The 21150-nt window shown below is 60.6% G+C and carries 22 protein-coding genes; 15 read left to right on the top strand and 7 right to left on the bottom strand.

The window, feature by feature from the left end; all coding sequences use genetic code 11:
* Window positions 1-18 precede the first annotated feature (18 nt).
* Complete coding sequence (entS, locus tag ACWKXT_RS06700; protein WP_454532007.1) at window positions 19-1266, top strand: enterobactin transporter EntS; 1248 nt, start codon at window positions 19-21, stop codon at window positions 1264-1266.
* 51 nt (window positions 1267-1317) lie between these two features.
* On the opposite strand, the gene fepB is transcribed toward entS, so the two are convergent.
* Window positions 1318-2277 (bottom strand): Fe2+-enterobactin ABC transporter substrate-binding protein, encoded by a 960-nt coding sequence (gene fepB, locus ACWKXT_RS06695; RefSeq protein WP_454532006.1) that lies wholly within the window; start codon window positions 2275-2277, stop codon window positions 1318-1320.
* A 188-nt stretch (window positions 2278-2465) separates the two neighbouring features.
* Here fepB and entC point away from each other — a divergent pair, with 188 nt between their 5' ends.
* From entC to ACWKXT_RS06660, 7 genes are all read left to right on the top strand, one after another.
* Window positions 2466-3641, top strand: coding sequence for an isochorismate synthase EntC (gene entC / locus ACWKXT_RS06690; RefSeq protein ID WP_454532005.1), 1176 nt, complete (start codon window positions 2466-2468; stop codon window positions 3639-3641).
* Window positions 3642-3650: 9 nt separating this feature from the next.
* Window positions 3651-5261, top strand: coding sequence for a (2,3-dihydroxybenzoyl)adenylate synthase EntE (entE, locus tag ACWKXT_RS06685; RefSeq protein WP_454532004.1), 1611 nt, complete (start codon window positions 3651-3653; stop codon window positions 5259-5261).
* A gap of 10 nt (window positions 5262-5271) precedes the next feature.
* Window positions 5272-6126 (top strand): isochorismatase family protein, encoded by an 855-nt coding sequence (locus ACWKXT_RS06680; RefSeq protein ID WP_454532003.1) that lies wholly within the window; start codon window positions 5272-5274, stop codon window positions 6124-6126.
* Window positions 6126-6878, top strand: a complete 753-nt coding sequence (gene entA, locus ACWKXT_RS06675) for a 2,3-dihydro-2,3-dihydroxybenzoate dehydrogenase EntA (RefSeq protein ID WP_454532002.1) — start codon at window positions 6126-6128, stop codon at window positions 6876-6878. The genes ACWKXT_RS06680 and entA overlap by 1 nt, the downstream gene beginning before the upstream one ends.
* Window positions 6878-7291: a proofreading thioesterase EntH gene (entH, locus tag ACWKXT_RS06670; protein WP_454529658.1), complete on the top strand. Its 414-nt coding sequence runs from the start codon at window positions 6878-6880 to the stop codon at window positions 7289-7291. Before entA ends, entH begins: the two co-directional genes overlap by 1 nt.
* 149 nt (window positions 7292-7440) lie before the next feature.
* The gene (gene cstA, locus ACWKXT_RS06665; protein WP_454529659.1) at window positions 7441-9546 is read left to right on the top strand and encodes a pyruvate/proton symporter CstA; all 2106 of its coding nucleotides are present in this window, start codon (window positions 7441-7443) and stop codon (window positions 9544-9546) included.
* Window positions 9547-9660: 114 nt separating this feature from the next.
* Window positions 9661-9858 (top strand): YbdD/YjiX family protein, encoded by a 198-nt coding sequence (locus tag ACWKXT_RS06660; RefSeq protein WP_006809671.1) that lies wholly within the window; start codon window positions 9661-9663, stop codon window positions 9856-9858.
* On the opposite strand, the gene ACWKXT_RS06655 is transcribed toward ACWKXT_RS06660, so the two are convergent.
* The 4 genes from ACWKXT_RS06655 to ACWKXT_RS06640 form a co-directional block, all read right to left on the bottom strand.
* Window positions 9855-10259, bottom strand: coding sequence for a helix-turn-helix domain-containing protein (locus ACWKXT_RS06655; protein ID WP_032670385.1), 405 nt, complete (start codon window positions 10257-10259; stop codon window positions 9855-9857). The genes ACWKXT_RS06660 and ACWKXT_RS06655 overlap by 4 nt on opposite strands.
* Complete coding sequence (locus ACWKXT_RS06650; protein ID WP_045142683.1) at window positions 10231-10536, bottom strand: type II toxin-antitoxin system RelE family toxin; 306 nt, start codon at window positions 10534-10536, stop codon at window positions 10231-10233. Before ACWKXT_RS06650 ends, ACWKXT_RS06655 begins: the two co-directional genes overlap by 29 nt.
* A 183-nt stretch (window positions 10537-10719) precedes the next feature.
* Entirely contained in the window at window positions 10720-11463 is a 744-nt protein-coding gene (locus ACWKXT_RS06645; protein ID WP_008500999.1) for an SDR family NAD(P)-dependent oxidoreductase, read from the bottom strand.
* Between the two features lie 57 nt (window positions 11464-11520).
* Window positions 11521-12609 (bottom strand): oxidoreductase, encoded by a 1089-nt coding sequence (locus ACWKXT_RS06640; protein ID WP_454532001.1) that lies wholly within the window; start codon window positions 12607-12609, stop codon window positions 11521-11523.
* Between the two features lie 159 nt (window positions 12610-12768).
* Here ACWKXT_RS06640 and ACWKXT_RS06635 point away from each other — a divergent pair, with 159 nt between their 5' ends.
* From ACWKXT_RS06635 to ACWKXT_RS06620, 4 genes are read left to right on the top strand one after another with little or no spacing between them, the layout of a single operon-like run.
* A complete protein-coding gene (locus ACWKXT_RS06635) occupies window positions 12769-14271 on the top strand; it encodes a sugar ABC transporter ATP-binding protein (RefSeq protein WP_454532000.1) in 1503 nt (500 codons plus the stop codon).
* Entirely contained in the window at window positions 14268-15263 is a 996-nt protein-coding gene (locus ACWKXT_RS06630) for an ABC transporter permease (RefSeq protein ID WP_454531999.1), read from the top strand. The genes ACWKXT_RS06635 and ACWKXT_RS06630 overlap by 4 nt, the downstream gene beginning before the upstream one ends.
* 19 nt (window positions 15264-15282) lie before the next feature.
* Window positions 15283-16347 (top strand): sugar ABC transporter substrate-binding protein, encoded by a 1065-nt coding sequence (locus ACWKXT_RS06625; RefSeq protein ID WP_454531998.1) that lies wholly within the window; start codon window positions 15283-15285, stop codon window positions 16345-16347.
* Window positions 16344-17585 (top strand): LVIVD repeat-containing protein, encoded by a 1242-nt coding sequence (locus ACWKXT_RS06620; protein WP_454529666.1) that lies wholly within the window; start codon window positions 16344-16346, stop codon window positions 17583-17585. The genes ACWKXT_RS06625 and ACWKXT_RS06620 overlap by 4 nt, the downstream gene beginning before the upstream one ends.
* A 62-nt stretch (window positions 17586-17647) precedes the next feature.
* Here the strand turns inward: ACWKXT_RS06620 and mtnK are convergent, their stop codons facing one another.
* Complete coding sequence (gene mtnK, locus ACWKXT_RS06615; RefSeq protein WP_454531997.1) at window positions 17648-18847, bottom strand: S-methyl-5-thioribose kinase; 1200 nt, start codon at window positions 18845-18847, stop codon at window positions 17648-17650.
* A gap of 104 nt (window positions 18848-18951) precedes the next feature.
* Between mtnK and mtnA the strand changes: the two genes are divergently transcribed.
* Window positions 18952-19968 (top strand): S-methyl-5-thioribose-1-phosphate isomerase, encoded by a 1017-nt coding sequence (mtnA, locus tag ACWKXT_RS06610; protein WP_454531996.1) that lies wholly within the window; start codon window positions 18952-18954, stop codon window positions 19966-19968.
* Between the two features lie 42 nt (window positions 19969-20010).
* Window positions 20011-20490 carry an SRPBCC family protein gene (locus ACWKXT_RS06605; RefSeq protein WP_454531995.1) on the top strand — a complete coding sequence of 160 codons (480 nt, stop codon included), beginning with the start codon at window positions 20011-20013 and terminating at the stop codon, window positions 20488-20490.
* Between the two features lie 36 nt (window positions 20491-20526).
* Here the strand turns inward: ACWKXT_RS06605 and ACWKXT_RS06600 are convergent, their stop codons facing one another.
* Complete coding sequence (locus ACWKXT_RS06600) at window positions 20527-20799, bottom strand: helix-turn-helix domain-containing protein (RefSeq protein WP_454531994.1); 273 nt, start codon at window positions 20797-20799, stop codon at window positions 20527-20529.
* A gap of 106 nt (window positions 20800-20905) precedes the next feature.
* Here ACWKXT_RS06600 and ACWKXT_RS06595 point away from each other — a divergent pair, with 106 nt between their 5' ends.
* The gene (locus ACWKXT_RS06595) at window positions 20906-21130 is read left to right on the top strand and encodes a helix-turn-helix transcriptional regulator (RefSeq protein WP_108415838.1); all 225 of its coding nucleotides are present in this window, start codon (window positions 20906-20908) and stop codon (window positions 21128-21130) included.
* Window positions 21131-21150: the final 20 nt, after the last annotated feature.

The following is a 21150-nucleotide window of genomic DNA, read 5'->3' as shown; positions in this document are numbered from 1 at the left end:
ATACCTCAAGGCCTTGTCATGAATCAAAAATCCTGGCTGCTCAACCTCAGCCTGCTGAAAACGCACCCGGCGTATCGCGCCGTTTTTATCGCCCGCTTTATCTCCATTTTATCCCTCGGCCTGCTCGGGGTCGCCGTGCCGGTACAGATCCAGACCATGACCCACTCCAGCTGGCTGGTGGGGTTATCCGTCACCTTAACCGGCGGGGCGATGTTTATCGGCCTGATGGTGGGCGGCGTGCTGGCGGACCGCTACGAGCGTAAAAAACTGATCCTGCTGGCGCGCGGCACCTGCGGGGTGGGCTTTGTCGGGCTGTGTCTGAACGCCATGCTGCCGGAGCCGTCGCTGATGGCCATTTACGCGCTTGGCCTGTGGGACGGTTTCTTTGCCTCGCTGGGCGTGACGGCGCTGCTGGCGGCGACGCCCGCGCTGGTCGGGCGCGAGAACCTGATGCAGGCGGGGGCGATTACCATGCTCACCGTGCGTCTGGGATCGGTGATTTCGCCGATGGTCGGCGGCCTGCTGCTGGCGACCGGCAACGTGGCGTGGAACTACGGGCTGGCCGCGGCGGGGACCTTTATCACCACCCTGACGCTGCTGCGACTGCCGCTCCTGCCGCCTCCGCCGCAGCCGCGTGAGCATCCGCTGAAATCGCTGATGGCCGCGATTCGTTTCCTGTTCAGCAACCCGCTGATTGGCGGCATTGCGCTGCTCGGCGGCCTGCTGACGATGGCAAGCGCGGTGCGCGTGCTCTACCCGGCTCTGGCGGGCGAGTGGCAGATGAGCGCCTCGGAGATTGGCGTACTGTACGCCGCCATTCCGCTCGGCGCCGCGTGTGGGGCGCTGACCAGCGGCAACCTGGCGCAGAGCGCGCGTCCGGGGTTGATTATGCTGCTTGCCACGCTGGCCTCGTTTATTGCCATTGGCTTCTTCAGCCTGATGCCGGTGTGGGCGCTCGGGGTGCTGTGCCTGGTGATTTTCGGCTGGCTGAGCGCTATCAGTTCGCTTTTGCAGTACACCCTGATCCAGACCCAGACGCCGGAAGGAATGCTTGGGCGTATTAACGGCCTGTGGACGGCGCAGAACGTTACGGGCGATGCAATCGGCGCGGCGATCCTCGGTGGGCTGGGGGCGATAATGACCCCGGTGGCCTCGGCGAGCAGCAGCGGGTTTGCGTTAGCGATGGTGGGCATGATTTTGTTAGTGGCGCTGGTAGAACTGCGGCGGTTCAGGCAGGAGAGTGTGTTGAACGACGGTGCGGCCTGATGCCCTCACCTCACCCCGGCCCTCTCCCACAGGGAGAGGGAGGGAAAATGCCTACTTAAACAACGTATTCAATCTGTCTAACACCAGCATTGCGCTGTAATAATCCAGGCGGAACGTCTCGGTTCCCAATGCCCAAACCCGTTTGTTTTTCACCGACGGCAGATGGGCCAGCAGCGGATTGGCGTAAATCGCGTCCACATCTTTCTGGTCGCCCGCAAACACAAACAGTCCTTCACCGTTCAGCCCCGTCGCCAGGTTTTCCCCTCCCAGCTGGATAATGTCGTGGCGTTTGCCCTGGCTTTGCGAGGTGTGCAGCCCGGCGGGAAGGTCGGCCAGCGTAAAGCCCAACTGGTGCAGCAGCTTGCCCTGCGCGGATTCCGCGGTCCACAGGTTGGCGCTGTGCGCCGCGGCGGTATAGACAATGGCGTTCACCGGCTGCGGTGGTAGTTTCATCTGCTGTTTCACCTGGGCCAGCTGTTTATCAAAGGCAGCGATGCGCTCTGCGGCCTGTGTTTCCTGCCCGGTGATCGTCCCCAACTGGGTCAGCAGCTCCTGCCAGCTTTTGTCGTCGTAGTTAATGATAAGCGTCGGGGCGATGGCGGAGAGCTGGTCGTAGAGCGCCAGCGCGGAATCCCCGCCGGTGGCGCTGATCAAAATCAGGTCCGGCATCTGGGCCGCGGCTGCTTCGGCGCTCGGCTCGCCGATGTACAGCCGGGCAACCTTACGCTGCTTCGCGATATCGCCCCACTGACGTAAAAAGCCCTGCGCATCCGCCACGCGGTTGTTCGGCGTGGTCGCACCGCTGGCAATGACCGGCGCGTCAATCGCCAGCAGCGAGCCGGTTAAGGTCACGCTGGTGGAAACAATGCGCGTCGGTTTGCTCTCAAGCGTGTGAACGCCGCGGCTGTCGGTGACCTGGCGCGGCCAGTCGGCGGCGACCGATGAGGTTAGTCCTAAAACAAAAAGTCCTGTTAAAAGAAGGGCATTGCGGCAAACGGCAGCGATTTTCACAGAGCGGCATCCTGATTTTATTGAAGATAATGCTTCTCATTTTCATGGTTGTGGGGAGGGGATGCAAGCGTTTGTCGCACAAGTTAGTTGCCCGACGGTTGACAGCGGGGCGATGTGGGATTAGGTTAGCCGACGAAAATATAAATGATAATCATTATTGCTTCTTTTATCATTTTAAGGAGGATGATATGGACACGTCCCTGGCTGAGGAAGTTCAGCACACCGCGACCACGCTGCAATCAGACAGCTTTTTCTTTATGTCGCCTTACCGCAGTTTTACCACGTCCGGCTGTTTTGCCCGTTTTTCTGAACCCGCCGTCGGCGGAGACGATCCGGCGGGTCCTTTTCAGCAGAAATTAGCCCAGGCTTTCCGGAATGCGAAAGCCAGCGGCATTGCCCATCCGGTGATGGTAGGGGCGATCCCCTTCGATACCCGTAAACCGTCATCGCTGTTTATTCCGCAACGCTGGCAAACCTTCTCTCGCCCGGCGCGTCAGCAGTCCGCACGCTACGCCTCCGGCGCGCAGACGCTGAACGTGCAACAGCGCACCGAGATCCCGCCGCAGCCGGTTTTCGAGGAGATGGTCGCTCGCGCCGCGTCGCTCACCGCCACGCCGCAGGTGAATAAGGTGGTGCTGTCGCGCCTGATTGATATCGCCACCGACAAACAGATTAATAGCAGCGCGCTGATGGAGCGTCTTATCGCCCAGAACCCGGCGAGCTTTAACTTTCACGTACCGCTGGAAGACGGCGGCGTGCTGCTGGGCGCCAGCCCGGAACTGCTGTTGCGTAAAGAGGGTGCGCATTTTAGTTCGCTGCCGCTGGCAGGCTCCGCGCGCCGTCAGCCGGACGATGTGCTGGATCGCGAAGCGGGCACTAAGCTGCTGGCCTCCGAAAAAGACCGTCACGAGCACGACCTGGTAACCCAGGCGATGAAAACCATTCTGCAACCGCGCAGCCATCATCTGAGCATGCCGGCTTCCCCGCAGCTCATCACTACCCCGACGCTGTGGCACCTGGCGACGCCGGTTGAGGGTGACGCGCGCGAAAACGAAAACGCCCTAACGCTGGCCTGCCTGCTGCACCCGACACCAGCGCTGAGCGGCTTCCCGCATCAGGCGGCAAAAGAGCTGATTGCCGAGCTGGAGCCGTTCGATCGTGAGCTGTTCGGCGGCATTGTCGGCTGGTGCGACAGCGAAGGTAACGGCGAGTGGGTGGTAACTATCCGCTGCGCGCGGCTGCATCAAAATACCGTTCGCCTGTTTGCCGGCGCGGGCATTGTGCCTGCGTCCTCCCCGGTGGGCGAGTGGCGCGAGACGGGCGTGAAGCTCTCCACCATGCTCAACGTGTTCGGACTGCACTAAGGAAGACTCATGACCATTCCCTTTACCCGCTGGCCTGAGGATTTTGCCCGCCGCTACCGTGAAAAAGGCTACTGGCAGGATCGGCCGCTGACCCACATCCTGACGGACCATGCGGACAACGATGCGGTCGCGATAATTGACGGCGATCGCCGCATCACCTACCGCGCTTTTCATCAGTCGGTGAATAACCTGGCGTCCGCCCTTCAGGCGCAGGGGCTGCACCGCGGCGAGACCGCGCTGGTGCAGCTCGGCAACGTGGCCGAGTTCTACATCACCTTCTTCGCGCTGCTGCAAATCGGCGTCGCACCGGTCAACGCGCTCTTTAGCCATCAGCGCAGCGAACTCAACGCCTACGCGGAGCAGATCAAACCCGCCGTGCTGATTGCCGACCGCGACCACACGCTGTTCGCGGGTGATGATTTTCTCAATACCTTTGTGGATGCGCATCGCTCGGTACGCGTTGTGCTGCTACGCGGCGATAAGGGCGAACACGCGCTGGAGGCGGCGATTGCACGCCCGGCGGACAATTTCATCCCGAACCCGACGCCCGCCGACGAAGTGGCGTTCTTCCAGCTCTCCGGCGGCAGCACCGGCACGCCGAAGCTGATCCCGCGTACGCACAACGACTACGACTACAGCATCCGTCGCAGCAACGAAATCTGCGGTATCACTGCGCACACCCGTTATCTGAACGCGCTTCCCGCGGCGCATAACTACGCCATGAGCTCGCCGGGATCGTTAGGCGTTTTCACGGCGGGCGGCTGCGTGGTGCTGGCGAACGATCCGAGCGCCACGCTCTGCTTCCCGCTGATTGAACAGCATCAGATAAACGTCACCTCGCTGGTGCCGCCCGCGGTCAGCCTGTGGTTGCAGGCGATTGCCGACGGCGCGGGGAACGCGCAGCTTAAATCCCTCAGGCTGCTCCAGGTGGGCGGTGCGCGCCTTTCCGCCACGCTCGCGGCGCGCATTCCGGCTGAAATTGGCTGCCAGCTGCAACAGGTGTTCGGCATGGCGGAAGGGTTGGTGAACTACACCGCGCTCGACGACGCGCCGGAACGCATCATCAACACCCAGGGTCGCCCGATGTGCCCGGACGATGAAGTGTGGGTCGCGGATGAACAGGGTAACCCGCTGCCGCGCGGGGAGGTCGGGCGTCTGATGACGCGCGGCCCCTACACCTTCCGTGGCTATTTCAACAGCCCGGAGCACAACGCCAGCGCCTTCGACGCCGACGGCTTTTACTGCTCCGGCGATCTGATCGCCATCGACGAGCAGGGGTACATCACCGTGCAGGGGCGCGAGAAAGATCAGATCAACCGCGGCGGCGAGAAAATAGCCGCCGAAGAGATCGAAAACCTGCTGCTGCGCCATGAGGCGGTGATCCATGCCGCGCTGGTGAGTATGGAGGACAGCCTGCTGGGCGAAAAAAGCTGTGCGTACCTGGTGGTGAAGCAGCCCCTGCGCGCGGTGGAGGTGCGCCGCTTCCTGCGCGAGCAGGGCGTCGCCGAATTTAAGCTGCCGGACCGCGTGGAGAGCGTGGATGCACTTCCGCTCACGCCGGTCGGCAAAGTTGATAAGAAACAGTTGCGCCTGTGGCTTGCTGAACGCGCCCGGGGCTGAGGAACAGAGAATGTCCATTCCAAAATTAATCGCATACGCGCTGCCAACCGCCGCCGAACTGCCGACCAGTAAAGTGAACTGGGCGTTTGAGCCGGCGCGCGCCGCGCTGCTGATCCACGATATGCAGGAGTACTTCCTGAACTTCTGGGGCGAAAACAGCGCGATGATGCAGCAGGTAGTGGCGAACATCGCTAAACTGCGCGCGTACTGCAAAGAGCACAATATTCCGGTGTACTACACCGCGCAGCCGAAAGAGCAGAGCGATGAAGACCGCGCCCTGCTGAACGATATGTGGGGGCCAGGCCTGACCCGCTCGCCGGAGCAGCAGCGCATCGTCGCTGAACTGACCCCGGACGAAGCGGACACGGTGCTGGTGAAGTGGCGCTACAGCGCGTTCCACCGCTCGCCGCTGGAGCAGATGCTGAAAGAGACTGGCCGCAACCAGCTTTTGATCACCGGCGTGTACGCCCACATCGGCTGCATGACTACCGCCACCGACGCCTTTATGCGCGACATCAAACCGTTCTTTATCGCCGACGCGCTGGCGGATTTCACCCGCGACGAGCACCTGATGTCGCTGAAATACGTGGCAGGACGTTCGGGCCGCGTGGTGATGACCGACGAGCTGCTGCCGTCCGTTCCGGCAACGAAAGCCGCGCTGCGTGAGCTGATCCTGCCGCTGCTGGACGAGTCCGACGAGCCGATGGATGACGAAAACCTGATCGACTACGGTCTGGACTCGGTGCGGATGATGGCGCTGGCCGCCCGCTGGCGCAAAGTGCACGGCGACATTGATTTCGTGATGCTGGCAAAAAATCCGACCTTCGACGCCTGGTGGGCGCTGCTCTCCCGCGAGGTGAAGTGATGGGTTTTGATTTCACCGGTAAAACCGTCTGGGTCACGGGCGCGGGGAAGGGCATTGGCTATGCGACCGCGCTGGCATTTGTAGAAGCGGGCGCGCAGGTGACCGGGTTCGATCTGGCTTTTCCTCACGGCGAATATCCGTTTGCCACCGAAACGCTGGATGTGGCGGATGCGGCGCAGGTGAGTGACGTCTGCGGGCGTTTGCTTAATACACTTGAGCGCCTGGACGTTCTGGTCAACGCGGCGGGCATTCTGCGTATGGGCGCGACGGATCGGCTCTCGCAGGAGGACTGGCAGCAGACCTTTGCGGTCAACGTCGGCGGCGCGTTCAACCTGTTCCAGCAGACGATGGGCCAGTTCCGTCGTCAGCAGGGTGGGGCGATTGTGACGGTGGCCTCCGACGCGGCGCACACGCCACGCATCGGCATGAGCGCCTACGGCGCGTCGAAAGCGGCGCTGAAAAGCCTGGCGCTGACCGTCGGGCTGGAGCTGGCGGACAGCGGCGTGCGCTGTAACCTGGTGTCGCCCGGCTCAACGGACACCGACATGCAGCGCACCCTGTGGACCAGCGACGACGCGGAGCAGCAGCGCATTCGCGGCTTTGGCGAGCAGTTCAAGCTCGGCATTCCGCTCGGCAAGATTGCGCGTCCGCAGGAGATTGCTGCGACCGTGCTGTTCCTTGCGTCCGATGCCGCCAGCCATATCACCCTACAGGATATCGTGGTGGACGGCGGCTCCACGCTGGGGGCGTAATGATCTGGAAACGTCATTTATCGCCTGAAGAATTGAATGCCACCAGCGTGAACACCTTGGTGGCGCAACTGGGCATCGTCTATACCCGTCTCGGGGACGATACGCTGGAAGCGGAGATGCCGGTGGATGCACGCACCCACCAGCCGTTTGGCCTGCTGCACGGCGGTGCCTCGGCGGCGCTGGCGGAAACGCTGGGCTCGATGGCCGGGTTTCTGATGACCCGTGACGGGCAGAACGTGGTGGGGACGGAGCTGAACGCCACGCACCACCGCGCGGTCTCTCACGGTAAGGTGCGCGGCGTGTGCCAGCCGCTGCATCTGGGGCGTTCCAGCCAGAGCTGGGAGATCGTGGTATTCGACGAGCAGGGGCGGCGGTGCTGTACCTGTCGGTTGAGTACGATGGTGTTGGGCTAAGCCATTCAGCTGAAAGTGATCGGCTTAACACTGTGGTGTAAATCTCTGGTTTGACCACGCATTATTGCGTTTCAAAGTTGTTAAATTTTTCCGGTTGTTCTAGAAACAAAATGTAACATCTCACTGTTTCGCAACAACGGACAACAACTATGAACAACTCAGGGAAATACCTTACATGGGCAGGGCTCTCCGTTGTGGGAGCCTTTGCCCTGGGCTATATCGCCCTCAACCGGGGGGAACAGATCAATGCGCTCTGGATCGTGGTCGCCTCCGTCTGCATTTATCTGATCGCGTACCGTTTTTATGGCCGCTATATCGCGAAAAACGTGTTAGGGGTTGATGCCACGCGCATGACGCCTGCCGTGCGTCACAATGACGGTCTGGACTACGTGCCGACCGACAAAAAAGTGCTGTTCGGTCACCACTTCGCGGCGATTGCCGGGGCGGGCCCGCTGGTGGGGCCGGTGTTGGCGGCGCAGATGGGCTATCTGCCGGGGATGATCTGGATCCTCGCGGGGGTGGTGCTGGCGGGCGCGGTGCAGGACTTTATGGTGCTGTTCGTCTCCACCCGTCGCGACGGTCGTTCGCTGGGTGAGCTGGTGAAAGAGGAGATGGGCGCAACCGCCGGGGTGATTGCGCTGGTGGCGACCTTTATGATCATGGTGATCATCCTCGCGGTGTTGGCTATGATCGTGGTGAAAGCGCTGACCCACAGCCCGTGGGGAACCTATACCGTCGCCTTCACCATTCCGCTGGCGCTGTTTATGGGGATTTATATTCGCTACCTCCGTCCGGGGCGCATCGGTGAAGTGTCGGTGATTGGCCTGGTGTTCCTGGTTTTTGCCATTATTTCCGGCGGCTGGGTGGCGGAAAGCCCGACCTGGGCGCCGTTCTTCGACTTTACCGGCGTTCAACTGACATGGATGCTGGTGGGCTACGGCTTCGTGGCGGCGGTGCTGCCGGTGTGGCTGCTGCTGGCCCCGCGCGACTACCTCTCTACCTTCCTGAAAATCGGCACCATTGTCGGGCTGGCAATCGGCATCCTGATAATGCGCCCGACCCTGACCATGCCTGCGCTGACCAAATTCATTGACGGCACCGGCCCGGTCTGGACCGGCAACCTGTTCCCGTTCCTGTTTATCACCATCGCCTGTGGCGCGGTGTCGGGCTTCCACGCGCTGATAGCTTCTGGCACCACGCCGAAGATGCTGGCGAATGAAAATCAGGCCTGCCTGATCGGCTACGGCGGCATGCTGATGGAATCCTTCGTTGCCATCATGGCGCTGGTCTCTGCCTGCATCATCGATCCGGGCGTCTACTTTGCGATGAACAGCCCGATGGCGGTGCTGGCGCCTGCCGGAACTGTTGATGTGGTGGCATCCGCCGCGCAGGTGGTGAGCGGCTGGGGCTTTGCGATTACCCCTGAAACGTTGACGCATATCGCTAACGAGGTTGGCGAGCAGTCGATTATCTCCCGTGCGGGCGGGGCACCGACGCTGGCGGTGGGCATGGCCTACATCCTGCACGGCGCGCTGGGCGGGCTGATGGACGTCTCGTTCTGGTATCACTTCGCCATCCTGTTTGAGGCGCTGTTTATTCTGACGGCGGTAGATGCGGGAACCCGCGCGGCACGTTTTATGCTGCAGGATCTGCTGGGGGTGATCTCCCCGAATCTGAAACGTACCGATTCACTCCCGGCTAACCTGCTGGCGACGGCGCTGTGCGTGCTGGCGTGGGGCTACTTCCTGCATCAGGGCGTAGTCGATCCGCTGGGCGGGATTAACACCCTGTGGCCGCTGTTTGGTATCGCCAACCAGATGCTGGCGGGCATGGCGCTGATGCTCTGCGCGGTGGTGCTGTTCAAGATGAAGCGCCAGCGTTACGCATGGGTGGCACTGGTGCCGACCGCGTGGCTGCTGATCTGTACCCTGACCGCGGGCTGGCAGAAAGCCTTCAGCCCGGACAACAAGGTGGGCTTCCTGGCCATCGCTAACAAGTTCCAGTCGATGATCGACAGCGGCAAGATCCCGGCGCAGTACACCGAATCTCAGCTGTCGCAGCTGGTGTTTAACAACCGTCTGGACGCCGGGCTGACCATCTTCTTTATGGTGGTGGTTGTGGTGCTGGCGTTGTATTCTCTGAAAACCGCGCTGGCGGCGTTGAAAGTCGACAAACCGACGGCGAAAGAGACGCCGTATGAGCCAATGCCTGAGAACCTGGACGAGATTGTCACCCAGGCGAAAGGGGCGCATTAACATTACCAAACCCCCTCACCCCAGCCCTCTCCCCAAAGGGGAGAGGGTGTTAAAGTTCCCTCTCCCCTTTGGGGAGAGGGTCAGGGTGAGGGGAATACAAACGAGAAACTGACTATGTTCGACACCCTTTCCAAAGCCGGTAAGTACCTGGGACAGGCCGCCAAAATGATGATTGGCGTGCCGGACTACGACAACTACGTCGAGCATATGCGCGTCAATCATCCAGACCAGACGCCCATGACCTACGAAGAATTTTTCCGCGACCGCCAGGACGCCCGCTACGGTGGCAAGGGCGGGGCGAAGTGCTGTTAACCCTCTTTCGGGAGATAGAGGCTGATCTGCTCCTGCTTACAGCCGTAGATCGCCGCGAGCTTTTCACGGGTGCGCTTTTGCGGACGGGAGTCCAGCGCTTCCAGCTGCGACACGGCGGACTGGCTGATGCCCAGTTTCTCCGCCACCTCCTGCTGGGACATGCCGCGTAAAATGCGCCAGGCGGCCTGTAGGCTGACGTTTTGCCAGGTCATTATGCTGCATACTTCTCCGGGCAATTCCACGTCATCCAGACTATCGTGTTCGACTTCAATATCCTCCAGATCGTCGTCGGTTTCGTCGTCAATTTCTGACATCTGTAAGAGCATACGAAAATATTCGTGATAGGGAATAACGGCGTACTGCGTTTTCCCGTTATCGTCCTTGATTAGCTGAACAGCCATAGGTGGCACTCTCCTCATGCAGGTAAGTCGTTGAAGTTCTGCGCTTGACGGCCAAAACATAACAATGGTTATCAGGATTGTCCCGAAGCGTATAGACGATGCGGTAATCGCCTACGCGAAGCCGGAAATGATCTTCGGTCGCCGATATTTTTTTGATATCGGGCCGGGGAGCCGAGCGGTCATCCAGCTCAGTAAGCTTTACCTCAATGCGACGCTGATACCGCTCGTCAATTCTGGAAAATGCCTTTTTTGCACCATTGGACCAGACAATCTTCATCCGTACCTCCACTGTACGCCCACACAAAATATAAGGAAATAATAAGACTATTAGATAAATTCCGAATTTCTTATGGGGTACTGTAGAGCGGACATAAAACGGAAGTAAGCGGTAAAAAGCGAAACATCGAGGCGGCTCGACAAGGCCTCTGCCGGGCGACAGAGGCTTTCAGGAAATTTGCGATCAGGCGTTCAACCCGCCGTCGACATCCAGCCCTGTGCCGGAGATCTGCCCGGCCGCCGGGCTGGCGAGGAAGGTGACCGCCGCCGCGATATCTTCCGGCTGGCCGTAGTGGCCGACCGCAATCATCTGGCGCTGGGCTTCCGCCTGTTCGCCGTCTTCCGGGTTCATATCGCTGTTGGTGGGGCCGGGATGCACCAGGTTTACGGTAATGCCGCGCGGGCCCAGATCGCGCGCCAGGCCGCGGGTGAGGGAGTTAAGGGCAGACTTGGTCATCGAGTAAACGGCAATGCCCGGCATCGCCACGCGGTTTGCCAGACAGCTGCCGATGTTGATGATGCGCCCGCCGTCGGACATGTGCACCAGCGCTTCCTGAATGGCGATCACCACGCCGCGAATATTGACGTTGATAAGGGCGTCGATGTCCGCCAGGGTCATGGACTCCAGCGGGCCGCCGCGCGCGATACCCGCGTTGTTGACCAGAATATCCAGCCCGCCAAGGGAACGCGCTGCATGGGTGACGGCATCCTGAATCGCCTGCGCGCTGGCGCTGTCGGCCTGAATCGCTTCGCCGTGCCGCCCAAGCGCCTTAATTTCATCGGCGACCGCCTGGGCTTTATCGGCGGATTTTTCATACGTAATAACCACATCGGCACCGGCGCGTGCCAGCGACAGCGCAATCGCCCGACCCAGCCCACGACTGGCGCCGGTAACCAGCGCCTTTTTACCTGTTAAATCGATCTGCATGATGACCTCGTTACGAGAGTGGAGAGAATCATCATTAGGTATAGTCCGTCGGCGCGATTAACGGCTGAAGGATTCCACCTTCTCAAACGCGGCGCGCAGGATCTCAGGCGTTAACGTAACCGGCAGAAGATGAATCGACTCTACCGGACGCAGGGTGTGGACAATCACTTTATTCAGCTCGTCGCGGTTGTGGATATCGACGTCAAGCGCGCGCAACGTGGTCGGCAGGTTAAAGCGCCGGTACGCCGCCACCAGCTGCGCCAGCACGTCGTCCTGACCGAGCAGGGCGCTTTGCACCAGAATGCCGTAGGCCACCTTGGTGCCGTGCAGGTATTTTTCCGTCTGCGGCAGCACGGTTAAGCCGTTGTGCACCGCATGCGCCGCCGCCACGCGGGTGTAGCGTTCGCCCAGACCGCCGACCATCCCGCCACCGGCGATAATCGCATCCACCACGTCCCGGAACGCCTGCGTCTGTTCGCCGCGCTGCTGGTCGGCCAGCGCCTCTTCGCTGCGTGCCAGCAGCACGTCGCGGATCGCCAGCGCGCCGTTAAGGCCAAGCCGCACGGTCAGTGGCAGGTTCTCCGGCTCAGGTGCCAACATCACCGCTTCGTACCATTTCGCCAGCGTATCGCCGATCCCCGCCAGCAGGTATTCCGCAGGGGCGTTAAGGATAATCTGCGGCTCCACCAGCACCAGGAAGTTGGCGTCGTCGAAGATCTCAAACTGCAGCGCCTGCCCGGCATCGTTGTACCAGACGGAGAGCGGGGTCCACGCCGCGCAGGTGGCGGCGATAGTGGGGATGCCCACGAACGGCACCCCTAAGCGGCGCGCCACGGCCTTGACGGTATCCATCACCGCGCCGCCGCCCACGCCAATCACCACGCTGGCATCGCTGCCGGATTCGTTCACCAGATGGGTGACGTCACGCTCGCTGCAGTGGCCTTTAAACAACAGATGCTTTGCCCCCGGCGCGTTAAAGCTCTCCGGCAGGTACGGGCGCGCGCCCTCTATTGCTCGCTCGCCGTAAATCCACACCGCACGGGAAAGCTGTTCCGGGGTAAAGAACTCATTCAGATGCGCAAGGCTTCCGGGGTGAGAGAAGTAGTTCGCCGGGCCAGGCACGACGCGGATGTCGGTGTTGCTCATGGTGTTGTCCTTTTTTAGCAAGCGCTAACCCGATGTTATGTCTGGACATCCGGATGGCTAATAATATTTCGCTTTATCTTATGCCTTTTCCGTCGTTGTCAGTCAACCGGAGCTGTGAAAAATTCGATAAATCAGAAGAGTTATGAAGGATTTACGCGGATGGTTTCCAGTCGCCTTGAAATGCGCGGTATCAGCCTGGCCTTTTCCGGCTTTCAGGCGCTGTCGCGCGTGGACTTTACCCTGAACGGTGGGTCGGTGCATGCGCTGACCGGTGCTAACGGCGCGGGGAAATCGACGCTGATGGCGGTGCTGTGCGGGACGCACGACCACTATGAAGGCGAAATCAGCATCAACAACCAGCCGGTAAGCATTCGTGAGCCGCTGGACGCCAAACGGCTGGGCATCCACCTCGTGCAGCAGGAGGTGGACGTGGCGCTGATCCCGGGGTTAAGCATTGCTGAAAACATCATGCTCGACCAGCTGGCGCAGCCGGGGCACCGCTACCGCTGGCGCGACATCCGCCAGCAGGCGAGGCTGGCGCTGGCGCAGCTCGACGTTACGCTGGACGTTCGCCGCTCCATCGACAGCTGTTCGCTGGCCGAAAAGCAGCAGATTTTGCTGGCGCGCGCCTTGTCCCACCACTGTCGTTTTTTGATTCTTGACGAACCCACCGCGCCGCTGGACACGCATGAGAGCGAGCGCCTGTTTGCGGTGGTGAGACGTTTAAAGCAGCAGGGCATCGGCGTGGTATTTATCTCCCACCGCATTCACGAGTTGAAGGCCATCTGCGACACCCTGACGGTGCTGCGCGACGGCAGGCTGGTCGAGTCCGGCCCGATGGCGGATCTGAGCGGCGAAGCGATCGTCGAGAAGATGCTCGGCCACGTGCTCAGCGATATCTATCCGCCCGCGCGACCGCCGCACGGCGATGAGACGCTGCTGCGGGTGGAGGGTCTTCACGATGACGCGCTGCTGAAAGATATCTCTCTGCACTTGCGCAAGGGCGAAATTCTCGGCATTGCCGGGCTGGCGGGCGCGGGCAAAACCGAACTCTGTAAGGCGCTGTTTGGCGCCAGCAAAAGCCGCGTGGCAAACGGAGAGTTGAATCATCAATCCTGGCAGCCGCGCGACCCGGCGGATTCCGTGCTGCGCGGGCTGGCGCTGGTCCCGGAGGAGCGGCGGAAAGAGGGCATTTTTATCGACGAGCCGGTGAGTATGAACCTTGCCGTGTGCGCCGATAACAGCTTCTCGCGCTGGAGCCTGTTTGGCCATCGTCAGGCGTGGCGCTGGGCGGAAGAGGTGATTGCCCGCGTTGGCGTTCGGGCGCGCGGGCCGGGGCAGGTGCTGCGCCGCTTATCTGGCGGCAACCAGCAGAAGATCGCCATCGGCAAATGGCTGCGCAACGACGCCAGCGTGCTGATCTTTGACGAGCCGACCAAAGGCGTGGACGTAAAGGCCAAAACCGATCTGTTCCAGCTGATTGACGGCCTGGCGCGCGAGGGCAAAGGGGTGATTTACGCCTCGGGCGAATTTGCCGAACTGGTCGGGCTGTGCGACCGCATCTGCGTCCTGTGGGACGGGCGCATCGTGGCGGAAATCGCCGGGGCCGAGGCCCGTGAAGAGACACTACTTTATTACTCAACCGGAGGAACGGCGTCGTGAGCAAGGCCCTTTCAGTGAACGCGACGGCGTTTGGCCGTCAGCAGATTTTCGATTTTCTCTACAAGTGGGGCATGCTGTTAACCGTCGTCGCGCTGGTGGCCGTCTTTGGCCTGGCGTCGGACAGCTTCCTCGACCCGAACAACATCATTAACATTCTGCGCTCGATCGCCATCGTGACGGTGATTGCCGTTGGCGTGTCGATTTCATTGACCATTGGCGGGTTCGATCTCTCCGTAGGATCCACCGCGTCGCTGGCAAACGCGCTGGTGATTTCCCTTTTCGTCTGGCACGGCTTCGGCACCACGGAGTCGATTCTGATCACCCTCGCGCTCTGCACGCTGGTGGGGCTGTTTAACGCTTTTCTGATCGTCATCCTGCGTATTCCGGACATGCTCGCGACGCTGGCCAGCCTGTTTGTCATTCAGGGCGTGGCGATGACCTACAGCTACGGCGGGTCGATTACCGAAAACATGGTGCTGCCGAGCGGCGACATGGCGGAAGGGACCATTCCGGCGGCGTTCAGCCTGCTGGGGCAGGTGCCGACTATCGTGATCGTCATGCTGGTGGTGACGATTCTGGCGCAGCTGGGGCTGTCGCTCACCACTCACGGTCGTCGGATGTACGCCATTGGCGGTAACCCGGAAGCGGCGCGCCTCTCGGGGATTCGCACCACCCGCTACAAGGTGGCGGCCTACGTGATCGCCTCGCTGCTGGCGGGGCTGGGTGGGATCCTGCTGGCCTCGCGCATCGGATCGTCGCAGGTGAATGCGGGCGGCGGATACCTGATGGATGCGGTGGCGGCGGCGTGGATTGGCTTCTCGCTGGCCGGGTCCGGCAAGCCGAACGCGCTGGGCACGCTGGTCGGGGCGGTGATCCTCGGCGTGCTCTCCAACGGGCTGGTGATGCTCTCGGTGCCGTATTACGCGATGGACATTATAAAAGGGCTGGTGCTCGCGGTAGCGCTGGCGATTACCTACATACAAAAACGCTGACAACACAACGGGATAAAAAATGAAAAAGATTGCACTCTCTTTGGTGGCATTAGGGTTATTCACCGCTCTGCCTGGCTTCGCGGCCACGCCCGCACCGCTCCCGGCGGCCATTGCCAACCATGACGGCCCCATTCGCATCGCGGTGATCCGCAACCTGGGCTCGGACGACAACACCACGCAGTTTATTGCCGGGGCCATTCAGGAAGGGAAGAAGCTTGGCTTTAAGGTCAGCACCTTTTTAAGCAACGGGGACGACGCCAAATTCCAGGACTTCGTGAACCAGGCCATCAGCCAGAAATACGACGGGATTATCCTGTCTCAGGGCCGCGATCCGTACTCCACCGCGCTGGTGAAGAAGGCGGTGGACGCCGGGATTAAGGTTGCCGTGTTTGATACCGCCGTCAACGGCGAGATCCCGGGCGTGACCGTTACCCAACAGGACGATGCCTCTCTGACTAATCTCTCCTTCGGCCAGCTGGCGAAAGATTTCAACGGCAAGGCCAATATCGTCAAGCTGTGGGTAGCGGGCTTCCCGCCGATGGAGCGTCGTCAGGCGGCGTATAAAGAGCTGCAAAAACAGTACCCGGACATCAAAGAGCTGGAGTCTATCGGCGCGGTCTCCTCTGACGTGCAGGGCGATACCGCCAATAAGGTGGGTGCGATCCTCGCGAAATACCCGAAAGGCAAAATCGACGCCATCTGGGGGACCTGGGATGCCTTCAGTCAGGGCGCGTATAAGGCGCTGAAAGAGAATGGGCGCACCGAGATCAAGCTCTACAGCATCGACATCTCCAACCAGGATCTCCAGCTGATGCGCGAGCCGGGTAGCCCGTGGAAGGTGAGCGTGGCGGTAGATCCGAAGCTGATTGGCGCGACCAACGTGCGCCTGATCGCCAATAAGATTGCCGGAGAAGCGACGCCCGCCACCTACGATTTCAAGGCGGCGGCCATTCCTCAGGCGCTGCTGACCGCCCAGCCGGGCCCGGTGAACGTGGCGTCTCTGGGGAAAATCATTCCGGGCTGGGGCCAGACGGAAGATTTTATCGCGCCGTGGTTTGCGACGCTGGAAGCGAAAAATAAATGAGCATGCTCCCCACGCCAGAATACAGCCGCAATATGCGGCTGATTGGCCATAGCGACCAGGGCGGTCGTCCGGACGGTGTGCAGCTGATGGTGCATCGCGGTTTCGCGTATATCGGCCATATGGTGTCGCAGGGCTTTTCGATTGTCGACGTGCGCGACCCAAAGAACCCGAAAGCGGCAGGCTACGTGCCCGCGCCGCCCGGCACCTGGAACGTGCACCTGCAGGCGCATGACGACCTGCTGCTGGTGATCAACGCCCGGGATCTGTTTGCCGATGCGCGTTTTGCCGATGAGAAGGTCTACTACACCCGCCAGGTGGGGGAGACCGTCAGCGACGTGCAGGATAAAGGCTGGAGTGCCGGGCTTCGCGTCTTTGATATCTCCACGCCGGACAGGCCGCGCGAAATCGGCTTTTTGTCGCTGAGCGGCATCGGCATTCACCGCATCTGGTACGTTGGCGGGCGCTGGGCGTACGTGTCGGCGCTGATCGACGGCTTTACCGATTACATTTTCCTGACTATCGATCTGGCGGACCCGCGTAAGCCCGAAGTGGCGGGGCGCTGGTGGCTGCCGGGGATGAACCAGGCCGCAGGCGAACAGCCCAACTGGCCAGAGGGCAAACGCTACGCTCTGCACCACGCGATTATCGCGGGCGATACTGCCTACGGCAGCTGGCGCGACGGCGGCCTGACGCTGCTGGACGTGAAGGACCGCAGTCAGCCGAAGCTCATTAGCCACCGCAACTGGAGCCCGCCGTTTGGCGGCGGGACGCACACCGCGCTGCCGCTGCCGGATCGCTCCCTGCTGGTGGTGCTGGACGAAGCGGTGCTGGATAACCAGCAGGATGGCGAGAAGCTGATCTGGCTGTTTGATATCCGCGAGCCGTCGAACCCGGTCAGCATCTCTACCTTCCCGCAGCCGGATGAAATCGACTACGTGGCGAAAGGGGCGCATTTCGGCCCGCACAACCTGCACGAGAACCGGCCGGGGAGCTTTGTCAGCTCCACGCTGATTTTTGCCACCTATCAGAATGCGGGCGTGCGCGCGTATGACATCTCCAATCCGTATCGGCCGGTGGAAACGGGGGCGCTGGTGCCTGCCGCGCCGGAGAGAATGATGGATACGCGGCCGAATCGTCCGCAGGTGATCCAGTCGTGCGACGTGTTTGTGGATGCGCAGGGAATTATTTACAGCACAGACTATAACGGCGGGCTGTCGGTGATTGAGTATTTGGGGTGAGTGCGGTTTGATGCCCTCACCCCGGCCCTCTCCCACAGGGAGAGGGAGAAAACCAAATGCACTCAGCTGTACTGCCGCACTCGTGCCACCAGCTCTTCCGCGCTGTCGATGCGGTCGGCAATGACAATCAGCGCCTTGCCGAGCGTAATGGCGTGGCGCAGGCATTCGTGGCGCATGGCGTCATCCTGGATGGTGTCGATATCCGCCACGTGGGAAAGCCCGACGCTGCGGCGAATCAGCTCGGTGCCGCAGAAGCCAATGGCGTCATGCCAGACCTTTTTCAGAAACGCGGAGGCATAGCCCGGTGCGCTGAGCGCCGCGTCGCGCGTTTTCTCGTGTGCCAGCGCCTGGAAGCGTTCCGTGAAGGTGTTCCACAGCTCCTGAATATCAGTCAGACGCTGCTCGCGCGCGGCGGCGGCATCGCGAATGCCGAGATGACCCGGCAGGCCGCAGAAGTTCAGCAGCAGGTTGCCAATGGCGGTGCCGACGTCAAAGCCAATCGGCCCGAAATAGCCGAACTCGGCGTCGATGGCTTTCAGGCTGCCGTCGGCCACAAAAATCGAGCCACTGTGAATGTCCCCGTGCAGCAGCGCTTCGGCGTGCGAGAAGAAGCGATGCTTGAGGGAGGCCACGGCGATTTTAAGCTGGGCGTCGTCGCGCAGGGCGGCGACGTCATTTTCCAGCTCGGCCGGGTAGCTGTTGCGCGCGTGGATCTGGTACGGATCGTTGAAGAACAGATCTTCGGTGATCTCGCACATTTCCGGGTTGATGAATTTCGCCACCTGCGCTTTTTTCGCGTGCGGATGCAGGTAGAAATCGCTGGTGTGGAACAGCGCGTGCGCGAGGTATTCGCCCAGCTGGCGCGCCGCCTGGGGGTAGTAAATGTTGTTAATCAGCTCGCCGCGCCAGATGCGATGGCTGGAAAGATCTTCCATCACCATCACCGCCAGTTCCGGGTCAAAGTGGTGGATTTTCACGGTGTGCTGCGGGCTGTGCTGGTAGTGCTCGACCAGGGTTTGCGCTTCAAGACGGGCGCGGTCCAGCGTCAGCGGCCAGGACTCCCCGACGCAGCGCACGTAGGGCAGCGCCTGCTTAACGATGATGCGGCTCACGCCCGCGCTGTCGAAGATTTTGAACACCAGATTGAGGTTGCCGTCGCCGATTTCCTGCGCCTCTACCAGCGATGAAGGATCGTCAAGTCCGCCAAACTGCCTGGCATACTCCACGGCGTCCTGAGCGGTAAAGGTACGGTATTGCGACATGGCCTGCTCCTCACGAGTTTTCAAATTAAGACATGTAGACGTCTATACATCTGGATTTCATCCTGACACAATGTGCTACAACAACGCAACAGGGAATTAACGACATGCAGACATTACAGACGACCAGCCTGCGGGTGGCGGATAATCAGCTCTTTATTCTCGACCAGCAGGCGCTTCCGCAGGAGAAACGCTGGCTGGATGCCTCGACGGTCGAGGCGCTGGTCGGGCATATCCACGCCCTGCGCGTGCGCGGCGCGCCGCTGATTGGTCTCTCTGCAAGCCTGCTGCTTGCGCTGCTGGCGGAAAACGGCAAAAGCCGCGACGAGCTGGCCGCGGCGCTGGAAACCCTGCGCGCCTCCCGCCCGACGGCGGTGAACTTGATGAATAACCTCGACCGCATGAAGCAGGCGCTGTGGCAGGAAGATTTCGTTCCGGCGCTGGTGGCCGAAGCGCTGCGCCTGATTGACGAAGACAAACGGCTGTGCGACGCGATTGCGAAAGCGGGTAGCGCGCTGGTGAAGCCCGGCAGCCGTCTGCTGACCCATTGCAACACTGGCGGTCTGGCGACCGCAGGCGTCGGTACCGCATTGGGCGTAATTGCCCGCGCGCACCAGGAAGGCAACGTCAGCAACGTCTGGGTGGATGAAACCCGTCCGCTGCTGCAGGGCGGCAGGCTGACCGCGTGGGAACTCGGCGAGCTGGGCGTGCCGTATCAGCTGATTACCGACTCCATGGCCGCCAGCCTGATGGCGAAAGGGCAGGTCGACGCCGTGTGGGTGGGCGCAGACCGCATTGCGGCCAACGGCGACGTGGCGAACAAAATCGGCACCTACTCCCTGGCGGTGCTGGCAAAATTCCACGGCATTCCGTTCTACGTGGCCGCGCCGCAAACGACCCTCGATCCGGACTGCCCGAACGGCGACGCGATCCCGATTGAGCAGCGCGCCGCCAGCGAGGTGACGGGCGTCGCCGGAAGCTTTGGCGTGGTGCAGTGGGCGCCGGAAAACGCGAAGGTCTACAACCCGGCGTTTGACGTGACCCCAGCCTCGCTGATTAGCGGCTGGGTGCTGGATACGGGCGTGGTCACGCCCCACGAGGTTGCGGAAGGGAAATTTGCCTGAGTCCGACTATTCTTTAAGGGGTTCCCCTGAGAGGACAACATCGTGACGCTCGATCCTGAAACTGACTTAAAACTGGAGCGCGTGGTGGATGCACCGCGCGACCTGCTGTGGCTCTGCTGGACCACGCCGGAGCACATCAAAAACTTCTTCATTCCTGCTCCCCATAAGGTGACCGAATGCGACCTCGACCTGCGCGTGGGCGGGCGGTTCAACACCGTGTTTGAGGTGGACGGTCAGCGTATGGATAACCGCGGCGTGTTTCTTGAAATCGACCCGGGCAAAAAGCTGGTCTTTACCGACGGTTACGGGGAAGACTGGAAGCCTGCGGAGAAACCGTTTATGACGGCGATCCTGCTGCTGGAAGACGTAGGCGAGGGGAAAACCCGCTATACGGCGATTGCGCGCCATTCGACGAAAGAAATCCGCGAGCAGCATGAACAGATGGGCTTCCACGAAGGGTGGGGCATTGTGCTGGATCAGCTGGTGGGGTATGTGAAGTCTCTTAGACCCCCTCTCCCTTGAGGGAGAGGGTTGGGGTGAGGGGGGAGAATTCATTGATCATGTCGAAGACAGATTTCTCTTTTTGGTATTCCTTATTTGACGAAATATTGGCTCTCCCTTTTCATCAAAGTATCTCTCCGGCCATATCACATCGGGCGGAATGTCTAGCGCCTGTGCGATAAGCAATTCACCTTTGGGCCACGGTCGGGTAAGCGCGTTAGCCAGTGTGGATGAGGAAAGGCCAGCCTTTCGGGACAACGCAGCCAGGCTTGTTCCGTGTTTCTTTAGTGCGGCGATGATATCGGCAGGATGCCAGTTCTGATGACGCATTGTGTCCTCCTTACATGTATTTGTTACGCACTTAATTATCCTGTTTTGGGATAAAAACACAATGGGAGGATATTCGATTTCAGGATATTTGTATGGAATCGGAACAATGGCCTCAGTTTACTCGGATGAATATCAGCGTGTTATCAATGCGTTGAAGAAAGCGCGTAAGGAGAAGGGGATTACTCAGGCACAGCTTGCTGAGGCTCTGGGTAAACCGCAATCGTTTATTGCTAAAGTGGAAAGTGGTGAACGCAGGTTAGATGTGGTGGAGTTTGTGCATCTGGCGAGGCTGGTTGACGCAGATGTACAGAGGATTATCGCCAGTATTTAATTAATGCCTGAAATAGGAAT

The organism is Enterobacter sp. UPMP701 (genome assembly GCF_053709515.1).
The sequence above is the reverse complement of the archived record's forward strand: the minus strand, read 5'-3'. Positions and strand labels throughout refer to the sequence as shown.

Bases quoted from the DNA above. Each gene is read 5' to 3' on its own strand.
- ACWKXT_RS06660 (WP_006809671.1), top strand. From the start codon at position 9,661: ATGTTCGACACCCTTTCCAAAGCCGGTAAGTACCTGGGACAGGCCGCC.
- mtnA (WP_454531996.1), top strand. From the start codon at position 18,952: ATGCAGACATTACAGACGACCAGCCTGCGGGTGGCGGATAATCAGCTC.
- mtnK (WP_454531997.1), bottom strand. From the start codon at position 18,847: ATGTCGCAATACCGTACCTTTACCGCTCAGGACGCCGTGGAGTATGCC.
- ACWKXT_RS06655 (WP_032670385.1), bottom strand. From the start codon at position 10,259: ATGGCTGTTCAGCTAATCAAGGACGATAACGGGAAAACGCAGTACGCC.
- ACWKXT_RS06680 (WP_454532003.1), top strand. From the start codon at position 5,272: ATGTCCATTCCAAAATTAATCGCATACGCGCTGCCAACCGCCGCCGAA.
- ACWKXT_RS06600 (WP_454531994.1), bottom strand. From the start codon at position 20,799: ATGCGTCATCAGAACTGGCATCCTGCCGATATCATCGCCGCACTAAAG.
- entH (WP_454529658.1), top strand. From the start codon at position 6,878: ATGATCTGGAAACGTCATTTATCGCCTGAAGAATTGAATGCCACCAGC.
- ACWKXT_RS06645 (WP_008500999.1), bottom strand. From the start codon at position 11,463: ATGCAGATCGATTTAACAGGTAAAAAGGCGCTGGTTACCGGCGCCAGT.
- entS (WP_454532007.1), top strand. From the start codon at position 19: ATGAATCAAAAATCCTGGCTGCTCAACCTCAGCCTGCTGAAAACGCAC.
- ACWKXT_RS06620 (WP_454529666.1), top strand. From the start codon at position 16,344: ATGAGCATGCTCCCCACGCCAGAATACAGCCGCAATATGCGGCTGATT.
- entE (WP_454532004.1), top strand. From the start codon at position 3,651: ATGACCATTCCCTTTACCCGCTGGCCTGAGGATTTTGCCCGCCGCTAC.
- ACWKXT_RS06595 (WP_108415838.1), top strand. From the start codon at position 20,906: ATGGCCTCAGTTTACTCGGATGAATATCAGCGTGTTATCAATGCGTTG.
- entA (WP_454532002.1), top strand. From the start codon at position 6,126: ATGGGTTTTGATTTCACCGGTAAAACCGTCTGGGTCACGGGCGCGGGG.
- cstA (WP_454529659.1), top strand. From the start codon at position 7,441: ATGAACAACTCAGGGAAATACCTTACATGGGCAGGGCTCTCCGTTGTG.
- ACWKXT_RS06640 (WP_454532001.1), bottom strand. From the start codon at position 12,609: ATGAGCAACACCGACATCCGCGTCGTGCCTGGCCCGGCGAACTACTTC.
- ACWKXT_RS06650 (WP_045142683.1), bottom strand. From the start codon at position 10,536: ATGAAGATTGTCTGGTCCAATGGTGCAAAAAAGGCATTTTCCAGAATT.
- ACWKXT_RS06625 (WP_454531998.1), top strand. From the start codon at position 15,283: ATGAAAAAGATTGCACTCTCTTTGGTGGCATTAGGGTTATTCACCGCT.
- ACWKXT_RS06635 (WP_454532000.1), top strand. From the start codon at position 12,769: ATGGTTTCCAGTCGCCTTGAAATGCGCGGTATCAGCCTGGCCTTTTCC.
- entC (WP_454532005.1), top strand. From the start codon at position 2,466: ATGGACACGTCCCTGGCTGAGGAAGTTCAGCACACCGCGACCACGCTG.